The sequence below is a fragment of the Dehalococcoides sp. UCH007 genome (assembly GCF_001010485.1).
Lineage (GTDB): Bacteria > Chloroflexota > Dehalococcoidia > Dehalococcoidales > Dehalococcoidaceae > Dehalococcoides > Dehalococcoides mccartyi_A.
The window spans coordinates 247,117-259,397 of record NZ_AP014722.1 but is presented as its reverse complement, the minus strand read 5'-3'; the positions used below and the strand labels follow the sequence as shown (position 1 = coordinate 259,397).

The following is a 12,281-nucleotide window of genomic DNA, read 5'->3' as shown; positions in this document are numbered from 1 at the left end:
AATCTATATTCCATTTGTATAATTCAAGCTTCCCAATAACACATATTTTGACACTTGCTTTTGGGTGGTATACATTGTACAAAGCTCATAAATTGACATCTGGCATATGAGTTAGCGTTATCGTATAATACTATTGTATCTTTATCATATTCAGTCCTTACCCGAATTATATCTAAGGCAGGAAGATCATGAGTAAAGCCACATCATCAAATGGCTGGGCAGACCTTGGAGAGATAATCCGTCAGCAAAGGGTAAAAATACCGCTTACCCTGCAAGAATTGGCCGCCAAGACCAACGTCTCTCCTTCCCACCTGGGGCGTATTGAGCGCGGCGAACGATTTCCGTCTGCCAGAATACTCAAAAGAATTGCTCATCCCTTGGGTTTTGAAGAAGATGAATTATTCACTCTGGCCGGATATCTTACCCCCCAGAAGGACAGCATCTCGGAGATAGAAGCGGAATATACCTCTACCCCCAGACAACTTGACCCTTATGTAGCTAAAGTGCTGGCACAAGAGCCCATTGAGCTGCAAAGAGCGGTTATTGCTATTCTGGCCATGCTGAAAAGCATATCCAAATCCATGACCTAGCAAGTAAATATTACTTACCTTCAGATGCCGCCTTGTCTGGCAGCAGGAATATAGGTGTGTTCTGAACGTTTGTAACCCGAAGCTATCCAAACGTAATTTTCTTGATATTGAAGATACGTTCGGAGTATAGTTTAGTAGATTTTTGGGTGAAGGCCGTGACGAATAAAAACCTGCTGCTCCGTATTGATAAAAAAACCGCCGCCCTGCTTGAAGACCTCCGCCGTTTATTTTCAGAAGAAGCTAGCGAAGTCTATCTGGTAGGCGGTTTTTTGCGTAATCTGGTACTTAAAAAACCCACTGCCGATATTGACCTGTGCATCACTGGCAGCGGACAAGCCGCTTCTGCCAAAATCTCCGGTTATTTCAAAGCCACTCAGGTGGTGCTGGATGCCGAAAATGACGTCTTTAGAGTAATCCTGCCCGCTTTTCAGCTGGATATCTCCGGCACAGCAGATATCACTGCCAACCTCACCCGGCGTGATTTCAAACTTAACGCCATGGCCGCACCCTTGTCTGCTGTACATCAGGGCAGCCTGCCGGTACAGGCCATAATTGACCCCACGCAGGGGCTGCCGGATATTGAAAACCGGGTTATACGGGTAACCTCAGCAGATATATTCAGTGCTGACCCTATTAGGCTGCTAAGGGCTATCCGCTTATCAGCCGAACTTGGCTTTGCACTTGACGGGCAAACCCAAAGCCTTATCGCCGCCCACGCCGCCCTTATATCAACCGTTGCCGGCGAAAGGGTTCGGGAAGAACTGCTGAAACTCCTTGAAACCAGCCAGCCGGGCATCTGGGAAAAGTGCCTTGAGCTGGGGCTGCTGCTAAACATATTTCCAGAGCTTACTCCCTGCTACCGCCACCCTCAGCCCTATGAACACACCTGGGATGTGCTGGAACACTCCATAAAAACCATTTATGCACTTGATGCCATACTGGGCAGGTCTGTCTGGCCTTACCAGAACCCTGAAATCATCACCGAAATCTACCGTGAAAGCGGCTTCGAAAAATATTTTGCCGGGAAAATAAGCGGCACTTCCAGTATCCGCACCTTAACCAAACTGGCCGCCCTGCTGCACGATATCGCCAAACCCCAGACACACAGCACCGACCCGGACGGGCGGATACGTTTTACCGGACACCCGCTGGAAGGCAGCCGCTTAAGCAGTCAAATACTCACCCGCCTGCGTTTTTCAAAAAAGGAAATTTTACTAGTAGAAAAAATGGTCTGCTACCACCTGCGCCCGGTGCAAATGAATCCTGATGGCCAGCTGCCTTCTCCAAAAGCTGTTTACCGCTATTTCCGTGACCTTTCGGAAGCTGCCGCCGCCACCCTTTACCTGAGTCTGGCAGACCATTTGGCAACAGACGGGCCGAATTTGATGGTGGCAAATTGGCAAGAACATGTTAATATAGTAGCGCACATTTTATCAGAGCAGAAAAAACAGCAGACCAGACTTACTCCGAAACGTCTGGTAACCGGTACCGACCTGATAGAACATTTTTCGCTCAGGCCAGGCCCCCGGATAAGAACCCTGCTTGGTGAAATTGCCGAGGCCCAGGCGGCCGGTGAAATAAAAAACCGCCAGGAGGCCTTTAAATTTATCAGCCAAAGGCTTGGGAGCAAGCCTGAAAATAATCTAAATTAGCTTGGGGAGAATTATGCGAAGGAAAAACGGGCTCGTGTTTTTGGCCATACTGGCCGCCATGATCCTTGCCTTCACTATAGTGCTGCCGACAGACAAGGGCGCACTTCTGGGCAAGGGAATCCTGTTCGGTCTGGACTTAAAGGGAGGCCTGCACATGGTATATCAGGCTGACCTGTCCAACGTAGACGAAAGCAATATTGATGGGGTAATGGACGGAGTGGTTGAAGTTATCTCCAACCGCATAAATCCATTAGGTGTAACCGAAGCATCAATCCAGCGCCAGGGAGATGACCGTATAGTGGTTGAACTGCCGGGGCTGGATATTACAGACGAACAAAAAGCCCGTATCGGCCGTACCGCCCTGCTGGAATTTGGCGAACTGGCGGCTGACGGTGAAGACTATAAATGGGAAAACAGTCTGGGCAAATGGAAACCGGCCACCGCCACTATTGACGGAGTTGAGTACGCCCTGACCAGTGCCTACTTTAAAGACAGCACTTATGTAAACCGTGACCAGTACGGCAATATACTGCTGGTATTTGAATGGGATGACATCGGCGCCCAGTTATCCAAAGAAATTACCACCCGTCTCCTGAACCAGCAGTTGGGTATTTTTGAAGGTGACGAAGCCCTTTCCGGTGATAACGGAATACCGATTGCACCTGTTATTAACAACGTTATTGAAACCAGCGGCGTTATAGAAGGCTTAAGCTACAACGAAGCAGAAATGCTTTCCAACCAGCTGAACGCAGGCCGTCTGCCAGTACCACTTGAACCGATATACGAGCAAACCGTTTCACCTACCTTAGGTCAAAACTTTGTGGACCTGGCAGTAAAAGCCGGCCTGGTAGGCATAATTCTGGTTATGATATTTATGATAGCTTTTTACCGTTTGCCCGGTCTTCTTGCCAGTATCGCTCTGGTTTTCTACGGAGTTATCGTACTAGCTCTCTTCAAGCTGGTACCTGTTACTCTTACTTTGGCGGGTATCGGCGGTTTCATAGTATCGGCAGGTATGGCGGTAGATGCCAATATCCTTATATTTGCCCGTTTGAAAGAGGAGCTGCTGACTGGCAAGACACTGGGGGCGGCGGTAGAAGCCGGATTCTCCCGTGCCTGGTCTGCCATCTGGGACTCCAACGTTACCACCTTTATTGCCTGCGGCATTCTGTTCTGGGTGGGCGGTACTATTGCAGCCGGTGCACCGGTTAAAGGCTTCGCCGTAACCCTGTTTTTAGGTGTAGCCGTCAGCATGTTCACCGCCATTTTTGTTACCCGCACATTGCTCAGGCTTTTTGTAGGTACTAAAACAGGCAAAAAGCTTGCTCTATTCACAACCCAGACAAGAGGCAAAAATGAATAAAATAATACAGCACAGACCCCTGTTTATATTTATATCTGCCCTGATAATATTGGCCGGTTTGGCCTCGCTGCTGATATTCGGGCTGAAACCCGGCATAGACTTTTCCAGCGGATCAATACTGACCGTCAAATTTGACCAGACCATCAGTATTGATGAACTAACTCAGGAGCTTAGAAGTCTGGGACATAGTGAAGCTATTGTTCAGATAACCGGTGACGGAGACTATCTTATCCGCACCACCGAACTTGATGTCAGCCAGAAAGTCTCCTTGGAAACTTCATTAGAGGAAACATTCGGCAACCTGACCGAACGCGGTTTTGAAAATGTAGACCCCCTGATTGCCAAACAAACCACCCAAATGGCCCTGATAGCTGTCGGGGCGGCGCTGGTAGGCATTCTGCTGTATGTCACCTGGGCCTTCCGCCGTATGCCCAAACCCTTCCATTACGGCACCTGCGCAGTCATCGCCCTTTTCCATGACGCACTGGTGGTGCTGGGCATTTTCGCCCTACTGGCCGGTATATTCGGCTGGGAAATAAACCTTATGTTTGTTATCGGCATTATGGCCGTTATCGGTTACAGTATCAACAACACTGTGGTAGTCTTTGACCGCATACGGGAAAACCAGCTCAAAGGCATTCACCCCAGCTTTGAGGTGATAGTAAACCAGAGTATTATGGAAACTATAGTCCGTTCCATCAATTCCAGCTTTACAGTCATTATTACCGTGGTAGCCCTTATGCTTTTCCTAGGTGCATCCATCCAGAACCTTAGTATCGTAATGCTTATCGGCCTTATTGCCGGTACTTATGATTCTCTTTTTGTCGCCCCTTCCCTGCTGGTTACCTGGGAAAACGGTGACTGGGGCAAATTATTAAAACCCTTTAAAAAGCTTAACTGAACGATGCAAGGAAAGATAATGGCTACTAGAAAAACCAGAGCGGCTTCATTTTCGATAGCTTCCAACTCAACGCTTATAGTTATGAAGACAGTGGTCGGTTTTATTACCGGCTCCGTGAGCATTTTGGCAGAGGCTATTCACAGTACTCTTGACCTGGTAGCCGCAGTTATTGCTTTTTTTGGGGTCAGGGCCTCTGACAAGCCGGCAGATATTAACCATCCTTATGGACATGGCAAATGGGAAAATGTAAGCGGCACAGTAGAGGCCGTGCTTATCTTTATAGCCGCTATATGGATTATTTACGAAGCAGTAAACAGACTTATAGAAGGCTCTGCCCCGGAAATGCTGGAATGGGGTGTGGTAATCATGGGAATATCCGTAATTGCCAACACTCTGGTTTCGCGCTATCTGAAAAAGATAGCCCACGAGACTGATTCAGTTGCTCTGGAGGCAGATGCCGCCCACCTTACCACCGACGTAATCACCTCAGCCGGAGTACTTCTGGGTCTTATACTGGTAAAACTGACCGGTTGGAGCATACTTGACCCCATCGTAGCCTTGCTGGTGGCACTGCTCATCATCAAAGCCGCCTGGGATATCCTCAACAAATCTTTCGGAGCACTGGTGGATGCCCGCCTGCCTAAAGAAGAGTTAGATGCTATCACCTCACTGATAAATGAACATACCTCAAAGCTGGTAGAGTTTCATAACCTGCGTACCCGCAAAGCCGGCAGTTACCGTTATGTAGACCTGCATCTGGTTATGCCCAAAACGCTTTCGGTGGAAAAATCTCACGCCATATGTGACCATTTGGAAAAAGACCTGAAAGATAAACTAAAAATAGACTACGTAACTATACACGTAGAACCATGCACCGAGGAAAACTGCCCGGAATGCCAGATGAGCTGTAAGAAACGTCCGTCAGATTTAGCTAATCCCGCAAATACTCCGTAACTCCAGAATCAGCCCACTGATATCAGGCTTATCCGCAGCCCCTTCGGGGGCTTTGGTATTTGGAGGAGGTATGGCTTCATTTAACAAGACTGAGAGGGTAGCCCCCACTCCTTCTGCCAGACCCAGATAATGGTAGCCGCCCTCCAGACTGAAGACCATTTTTCCCCCGCAGACCTCATCTGCCGTCTTTTTCAGGGCACGGGTTATACCGGCAAAACCCTGCTGTGAAAGGCACATCTCACCCATATCATCAGCAAAATGGGCATCATAACCGGCACATACCAGTATCAGCTCAGGTGATATTTTCTGAAGGTACGGGCAAATCAGCTGGTCAAATACTTTCTGGTAATGGCTGTCCCCGCAGCCGGCAGGCAGGGGGATATTTAAAATATTCTGGAAAGGGCCGTCTTCACGGCTGTCCCCCGTAAAGGGGAAATGGTGAATCTGGTGGGTGGAAATATAGGTCACCCGCGGGTCATTCAGGCAGACATGCTGAATGCCATTGCCATGGTGAACATCAAAATCCACCACAGCCACCCGCTTGAGTTTATGTTTATTCAGAGCATGTAAAGCTCCCAAAGCCACATTATTAAAAACACAGAAACCCATGGAAGCCTCTGGCAAGGCATGATGACCAGGCGGGCGGCACAGCACAAAGACACTCTCCAGTTCACCTGAAAGCACCTTATCCACCCCCTCAAGCACCCCGCCCACCGCGTACAGGGCTGTTTCGTAGCTATCCACCGAAATCACCGTATCCTGGTCCAGCCAGCCGCCGCCGCTGAAACCCACTTCCTCCACCCGGCTGATATACTTGCGGGTATGAAAACCCTCCAGTTCACCCAAACCCACCCGTTTCGGCTCAACATGTACCAGACGGTCTTTCAGCCCATGCGTATTTATGTATTCCATAATCGCCAGCAGGCGGTCAGGGTTTTCCACATGGGTACCCGTTTCGTGGTTCAAATATATATGGTTATAAACCAGCCCCACTGCCATTAAAATACCTTCTCCGTATTAAGATACTGCTAAAGCCACAGCTTCAGCCCGGAAACAATGAAATAAACTCCGAAAGCCGCAAGCAACAACCCGCAGCCTGTAAAAACTATCTCCCGCACCCTGCTCCCCCACAGGCGGTGGGTGCGGTACACAATAAACGAAACCAGGCAAAGCCAGGCTAAATCCACCAGCCAGTGGGTAGCCGCCAAAGCTCCCAGCCCCCCAAGCCCGTAGTCCGATACCTTCATAACCAGCATCGCCCCTACAGTTGCCCACCAGACCAGAAAAAACGGGTTCAGGGCGCTCATGGCCGCACCTGACACCACTGTATTATATTTAAAATTAGCCTTATCCTGAGCGGCTTCACGGCGGGCTTTTATCATACCCAGCCCCATGTAAATAATCATAATTCCGCCTGCCAGACTGAGCAGTATCTGCACCCAGACAAGCTCAAAAAAACCGGCAAAACCGAAATAAATAAGCAGAATAATAGGCAGTTCCACCAGCACATGCCCCAGCACAATCTGGGCACCTGCCCAAGGGGTATGGTAACTCCGTGAAAGAGTCAGAGCAAACATGGGGCCGGGCATCAGCACACCTGAAAAAGATATAACCGTAACACTAAGCAGAGTGGCTAACATAAAATCCATTATAACACTTCTCCCGTTAGGGGCAAAAACCCGGACGCACCCCGGCATAAATGCCATTTGTTGCTTGTGGGAATACATATCTTGTTTTATACTGAAGCAAATGCAGAAACAAGGAGACAAACGGTATTGTCTTTAAACTTGGACAAAACCGCCCTTCAGATACAGAGCATGGTCTCAGACTTAAAAGGCCGTGACCTGGAACACCAAAAACACCTTGAGGCCGGTCTGAACGGCATGAAACGCACTCCGGCTGAATACCAGCATTTGCTGGATAAGGCCGAACGCAGCAAGACCACTTTTCTTTTGGCACACCCGGAAGAAATACCGGATGCCACCCACCCGCCGCCTGCCTTGCCCCAAAGTTACCGCATACTGGCCACAGACGGCTCACAAATAGACGTAGACCGCCACCAGCTTAGCCGCTGTTACCTGATAAATATCGGCAGGGTGCTGCTGGAATACGGCCAATCCCCGTCTGCCGCTCTGGAAAGCCTGCCCGCTCTGTATGCCCGCCCCGAAGATATGGTAATTTCCTGCGGCAGCAAAGAAGTAGCCGTGGAAGGCACTCTGCTGGGAATAAAAAGAAGCGTAGAAGAAACCCGCCATCTGTCTGAAATGGCAGATGCCGCCTCCCCCAATCTGCCCACTTTGGCTTTGGCAGACGGCACTTTGATACTCTGGTCACTCCTTTCCAAAGAGTTTCCCGAATACGTGGTTGAAGACCTGCTGGTAAACGGTTACCTGAAATATCTGGGCAAAATACAAAACCTGAACACCAAAGACAGACAGGTGGCTTTAGCCAGCTATATCAGCTACCCCGGAAGCACAGACGTAGTCAATACCCTCCGCCTGCTTTACTGCCCGTACGAACCGGCAGACTGCACCAGCCGGTGTGACCAGCTGCCAAACGGCAAACGCCCTTGTGACATACTCTCAGGCATCACGGACAGCATGCTGTTTGAGCGCATACTGAAACCGGGTGAACGTTCTGCCCTGTTTGCCAGCTCATCTTCCATACTGGAAAAATATTACGGGGAACACAGGGTCTATTTTTACTACTTGAAAACCATTGAAGAAATAGCCCGGGTGGAACTGCCCGGCTGGACTGCCCGCTCTGAAGAGCTGTTAAGCTTAAGCCACTGCCTGATACTGGAACAATGCCGCTTGGGGCATGGCTATCCCGTCTCCCTTTCCGAAGCCCACGAACAGGCAGTAGTCAGCGGTCAGGACAGGCGTATTTTCAACCAGCTGGTAGAAGAAATGCTGACCGCAAGCAAGATAAACCCCAGCAGTTCCGCCAAAAGCCTTAGCAAGAAAACCCGCTGGGTATAGTTTATGTAAACTAACACCGCCAGTCTGTTTAACAGATTTAAATACACCATTAACCGCAGGGGGTAAAAAATTGGAAAACCTAAATACAAACCGTATCGGCGAGGTTATAGATACCAGCACCACTGACTTTACCGCCCAGTCTTACCAGCTATATAACACACCTGCTCTGGGGGCGCTGGTAAAAACCGGCGAAGGCGAAAATACCATTTATGCCGCCGTCTATCATGCCACCACCTCATCCATAGAGCCGGGCAGGAAGCCCATTGCCCGCGGACAGGACGCCGCAAACGAAGAAGATATATATGCCCAAAGCCCCCAGCTAAGCAAACTCCTACGGAGTGAATTTTCCTGCCTGATACTGGGTTACCGGGGACAGGGACAAATCTGCCACTGCCTGCCGCCCCGCCCTGCCCATATCCACAGTTTTGCCGAAACTTGCACCCCCCAAGAAACCGCCGAATTCAGCCGTTCGTTCGGCTTTTTAAACATACTGGTAAACTCCGAACTGCCCGTACCGGCAGACGAAGTCACCGCCGCCTGCCTGCGTCAGCTTGCCGCCGCCGCACCTGACAAACAGGCCTTTTTAGTAAAAGCAGGCAAAGAGCTGGCCAGAATTCTGCCCGGCCAATACCAGCGGCTTAAAGTAATCCTGGAGAGGATACAGCTATGACAAGCGAAAACAAACTGGGTATTGTAATAGGGGGTTCACTCTCCGGCGGAATAGATGTCCGCCTGGATGGCGAAGCTCTGGTGGAAGACATGGCGGTTGGCCGTTATGTAACTGTACAGGGCAAAACCAAACGTTTTCTGGGTATGATAACCGATGTTTCTCTGGGAGTAACTGACCAGCGTCTTACTCTTACACCCCCGGCCGCAGACGAAAAATTTCTGGCTGAAATACTCAGCGGTACAGCCGCTTACGGAGACCTCAAGGTGATACCCTATCTGGTACTGGGAAATGACGAAAAAAGCCTTCTGGACGGCCCTCAACCGGTCAAGACCATACCCAGCCACTATGCCCCGGTAGATATTGCCTCCAACGAAGATATAGAAATGGTCTTTGGCAAGGAAGATGCCTCCCATTTTTACGTGGGCAACCCGCTGGATATGGAAACCCGCCTCTGCCTGAACCTGCCCGAACTGGTCAAACGTTCAAACGGCATCTTCGGTAAAAGCGGCACCGGCAAAACCTTCCTCACCCGCACCCTGCTGGTGGGTATGCTCCAGAAAGGGTCTTGCGTAAATTTGGTGTTTGATATGCACTCCGAATACGGCTGGGAAGGAACCAGTGAGAAAAAACACAAAGTCAAAGCCTTAAAACAGCTCTTTCCGGACAGGGTAGCCGTATTTACTTTGGACGGGGAAAGCTCCCGCAAACGCAAAGTCAGCGTGGACTTTGAGGTAAAGATAGGCTATGACGAAATAGAACCGGAAGATATCAGCCTGCTCCGCCAAACCCTGAACCTGACCGAACAGGCAGTAGAAGCCGTTTACCAGTTGCGCAAACACTTCAAGAAGAACTGGATAAAAGAAGCCAATAATATCGGTGATGAAGAAGATGATAAAAAACTGCTGGACAGTTTAAGTATCCATGAAAGCACCTTCCAAAACCTGAAACGGGGCTTAAACACTCTTACCCGACTGCCCTTTATCGTGGAAAACGCCCCGGTCAAAGCGGTAGACCGGGTGCTTGAGTACTTAAACCGGAATATAAATGTAGTACTGGAATTCGGGCGGTATACAGATATCACCGCCTACATACTGGTGGCCAATCTGCTCACCCGCCGCATATATACCAGCTACCGTGACCGCATGGAACAGGCCATGGCCGAAGACGCCGCCAAACCCACCCCGCTGGTTATCACCATAGAGGAAGCCCACAAATTTTTGAACCCGGAAGTTGCTTCCCGCACCATCTTCGGCACTATCGCCCGTGAAATGCGCAAGTACAATGTCACCCTGCTTATTATAGACCAACGCCCTTCGGGCATAGATACAGAGGTTATGTCTCAGCTGGGCACTAAAATAACCGCCCTGCTGGACAATGAAAAAGATATAGACGCCGTACTCTCAGGAATCTCCGGCAAAAACGAACTCAAAGGCGTACTGGCCAAACTGGCTTCACGCCAGCAGGCAATTATATTCGGTGCGGCCGTACCCATGCCGGTAGCCTTTGTCCCCCGTGAGTATGACCAGTCTATTTACAACGAAGTCAGCCGTAAAAAAGTCAGCACCGAAGAGATAGAGGAACTTTTCTAGATATATGCCGAATATATTTGAGGCCACAACCGGACAAGGGTTCAAACAAGCGATTTTAGAAAGCCAGAGCCTCAGACTGCGGATAATTCAAGCCGCCGATGCTTACACCGCGTTCAACCTGATAAAAGACCCTGAAATAATCCGATATCTGGTGTGGGACGGCCCCAAAACCATAAATGAACTCCGCCTGGCATACCAGGAGGAAACATCTGATTTTGAAACAGGACGCCGCTACTCTTTTGCCATTGAAAGAGTGGATAAACCCGGCCTGATAGGCAGTCTGGCTTTCAGACTTATCGGCTATAAAGAGCAGGCGCTTATCGGATACTGGCTGGGACGCAAATATTGGACCAAAGGTTATATGACCGAAGCCGTACGTTTAAGTATCCATTTTGCTTTTAAGCATCTTAACGCAGAGCGTGTTTTCGGCGGTATTTTTAAGGGGAACGAACCATCACGCCGCACTCTGGAGAAAAACGGCTTCCAGCTTGACGGAACATTGCGGAGAGATATACTGGTCAGGGGGACATGGATAGATGTCTGGTTTATGTCCCTGCTAAGACAGGAATGGGAAGAAAACCCTGAGCGTTATACCCCCCAATCTGAGGAGGTTATTCATGCCCAAATCCAAACTGCCTAAAATCGGCATTGCTCTGGGCGGAGGTGCCGCCAGAGGTATTATTCATATCGGTGTGCTTGAAGTACTTGAAAAAGAAGGCGTCCCGCTGGATTTAGTCACAGGAACCAGCATGGGTGCTATTATAGGTGCATTATATGCCAGCGGTCACAAGCCGCAGGAAATGAAAGAAATCGTAAGTAACCTGAGCTGGAAACAACTTATGCCTCTTTTTGACCTGGCAGCGCCCAGAGCCGGCTTTTTATCATCCCGAAAGATAAAAAGCTATCTCAAAGAGCTTATCGGAGACGTCACCTTTTCTGAACTTAAGAAGCCCTTTGCCTGCGTGGCTGCAGACGTTAAAACCGGACAAGAAGTACTCTTTAATGAAGGGCCTGTCATTGACGGGGTAATTGCCAGCATGTCTTTGCCTATAATATTCCGCCCAGTAAAAAACAAAAACCGTTTTCTGGTAGATGGAGGTATTATCACCCCTATTCCGGCTCGGGTGGTACGAAACATGGGAGCGGATTTTGTAATTGCGGTAAATGCTATTTACCACCATGATTATATAAAACCGAACAAAGATTCCGAACCATCCATCTTTGATACAGCCTTCCAGATAGTTAACATCATGTCAATACATATGGCTCAGGAAAATCTTCAGGCAGCCGATATTGCTATTGAACCTGACCTTTCCGGAATAGGACCGGGTGATTTTCTGAAAGCGCCGGAAATCGTCCTCCGCGGAGAACTGGGAGCAACTGATGCCATACCCCATTTAAAACATCTGCTGCTTCAAAAATACAACTATTCCCCGCCGATTTAACACTTTCACTTAAACTTGGTATAATGGTGCTCCGTGGGGCTGTAGCTTAGTCGGGAGAGCGCCTCCTTTGCAAGGAGGAGGTCAGGGGTTCGAATCCCCTCAGCTCCACCAAAGGTATCAATATGGTTTAATCTAG

At 49.3% G+C, this 12,281-nt stretch carries 12 protein-coding genes and 1 tRNA gene; 11 read left to right on the top strand and 2 right to left on the bottom strand.

Annotated elements, in window-relative coordinates; all coding sequences use genetic code 11:
* Nucleotides 1–188 precede the first annotated feature (188 nt).
* The 5 genes from UCH007_RS01365 to UCH007_RS01345 all read left to right on the top strand — a co-directional run bounded on the left by UCH007_RS01365 (nt 189) and on the right by UCH007_RS01345 (nt 5,460).
* On the top strand, nt 189–590 hold the full coding sequence (locus tag UCH007_RS01365) for a helix-turn-helix domain-containing protein (protein ID WP_012881614.1): 402 nt from the start codon (nt 189–191) through the stop codon (nt 588–590).
* A gap of 146 nt (nt 591–736) precedes the next feature.
* Entirely contained in the window at nt 737–2,242 is a 1,506-nt protein-coding gene (locus tag UCH007_RS01360) for an HD domain-containing protein (RefSeq protein WP_046960867.1), read from the top strand.
* 13 nt (nt 2,243–2,255) lie between these two features.
* The gene (gene secD / locus UCH007_RS01355; RefSeq protein WP_023651904.1) at nt 2,256–3,605 is read left to right on the top strand and encodes a protein translocase subunit SecD; all 1,350 of its coding nucleotides are present in this window, start codon (nt 2,256–2,258) and stop codon (nt 3,603–3,605) included.
* The gene (secF, locus tag UCH007_RS01350) at nt 3,598–4,506 is read left to right on the top strand and encodes a protein translocase subunit SecF (RefSeq protein ID WP_046960866.1); all 909 of its coding nucleotides are present in this window, start codon (nt 3,598–3,600) and stop codon (nt 4,504–4,506) included. Before secD ends, secF begins: the two co-directional genes overlap by 8 nt.
* A gap of 18 nt (nt 4,507–4,524) precedes the next feature.
* Nucleotides 4,525–5,460 carry a cation diffusion facilitator family transporter gene (locus tag UCH007_RS01345; RefSeq protein ID WP_041330593.1) on the top strand — a complete coding sequence of 312 codons (936 nt, stop codon included), beginning with the start codon at nt 4,525–4,527 and terminating at the stop codon, nt 5,458–5,460.
* On the opposite strand, the gene UCH007_RS01340 is transcribed toward UCH007_RS01345, so the two are convergent.
* A complete protein-coding gene (locus tag UCH007_RS01340; RefSeq protein ID WP_046960865.1) occupies nt 5,434–6,459 on the bottom strand; it encodes a histone deacetylase family protein in 1,026 nt (341 codons plus the stop codon). The two genes, UCH007_RS01345 and UCH007_RS01340, sit on opposite strands and share 27 nt — an antisense overlap.
* A gap of 29 nt (nt 6,460–6,488) precedes the next feature.
* Entirely contained in the window at nt 6,489–7,109 is a 621-nt protein-coding gene (locus UCH007_RS01335; protein WP_046960864.1) for a LysE family transporter, read from the bottom strand.
* Between the two features lie 126 nt (nt 7,110–7,235).
* On the opposite strand from UCH007_RS01335, the gene UCH007_RS01330 reads away from it, so the two are divergent.
* From UCH007_RS01330 to UCH007_RS01305, 6 genes are all read left to right on the top strand, one after another.
* Nucleotides 7,236–8,441, top strand: a complete 1,206-nt coding sequence (locus UCH007_RS01330) for a DNA double-strand break repair nuclease NurA (RefSeq protein WP_046960863.1) — start codon at nt 7,236–7,238, stop codon at nt 8,439–8,441.
* Between the two features lie 70 nt (nt 8,442–8,511).
* Complete coding sequence (locus UCH007_RS01325) at nt 8,512–9,111, top strand: hypothetical protein (protein ID WP_046960862.1); 600 nt, start codon at nt 8,512–8,514, stop codon at nt 9,109–9,111.
* Entirely contained in the window at nt 9,108–10,700 is a 1,593-nt protein-coding gene (locus tag UCH007_RS01320) for a helicase HerA domain-containing protein (protein WP_046960861.1), read from the top strand. The genes UCH007_RS01325 and UCH007_RS01320 overlap by 4 nt, the downstream gene beginning before the upstream one ends.
* Before the next feature lie 4 nt (nt 10,701–10,704).
* On the top strand, nt 10,705–11,340 hold the full coding sequence (locus UCH007_RS01315) for a GNAT family N-acetyltransferase (RefSeq protein ID WP_046960860.1): 636 nt from the start codon (nt 10,705–10,707) through the stop codon (nt 11,338–11,340).
* Complete coding sequence (locus UCH007_RS01310) at nt 11,318–12,145, top strand: patatin family protein (protein ID WP_023651896.1); 828 nt, start codon at nt 11,318–11,320, stop codon at nt 12,143–12,145. The genes UCH007_RS01315 and UCH007_RS01310 overlap by 23 nt, the downstream gene beginning before the upstream one ends.
* Before the next feature lie 35 nt (nt 12,146–12,180).
* Nucleotides 12,181–12,256, top strand: a tRNA-Ala gene (locus UCH007_RS01305).
* The last annotated feature ends 25 nt before the right edge of the window (nt 12,257–12,281 follow it).

What these genes read in the sequence shown, in the direction of transcription:
- UCH007_RS01365 (WP_012881614.1), top strand. Translation starts at nt 189, where the DNA reads ATGAGTAAAGCCACATCATCAAATGGCTGGGCAGACCTTGGAGAGATA.
- secD (WP_023651904.1), top strand. Translation starts at nt 2,256, where the DNA reads ATGCGAAGGAAAAACGGGCTCGTGTTTTTGGCCATACTGGCCGCCATG.
- secF (WP_046960866.1), top strand. Translation starts at nt 3,598, where the DNA reads ATGAATAAAATAATACAGCACAGACCCCTGTTTATATTTATATCTGCC.
- UCH007_RS01345 (WP_041330593.1), top strand. Translation starts at nt 4,525, where the DNA reads ATGGCTACTAGAAAAACCAGAGCGGCTTCATTTTCGATAGCTTCCAAC.
- UCH007_RS01340 (WP_046960865.1), bottom strand. Translation starts at nt 6,459, where the DNA reads ATGGCAGTGGGGCTGGTTTATAACCATATATATTTGAACCACGAAACG.
- UCH007_RS01335 (WP_046960864.1), bottom strand. Translation starts at nt 7,109, where the DNA reads ATGGATTTTATGTTAGCCACTCTGCTTAGTGTTACGGTTATATCTTTT.
- UCH007_RS01320 (WP_046960861.1), top strand. Translation starts at nt 9,108, where the DNA reads ATGACAAGCGAAAACAAACTGGGTATTGTAATAGGGGGTTCACTCTCC.
- UCH007_RS01315 (WP_046960860.1), top strand. Translation starts at nt 10,705, where the DNA reads ATGCCGAATATATTTGAGGCCACAACCGGACAAGGGTTCAAACAAGCG.
- UCH007_RS01310 (WP_023651896.1), top strand. Translation starts at nt 11,318, where the DNA reads ATGCCCAAATCCAAACTGCCTAAAATCGGCATTGCTCTGGGCGGAGGT.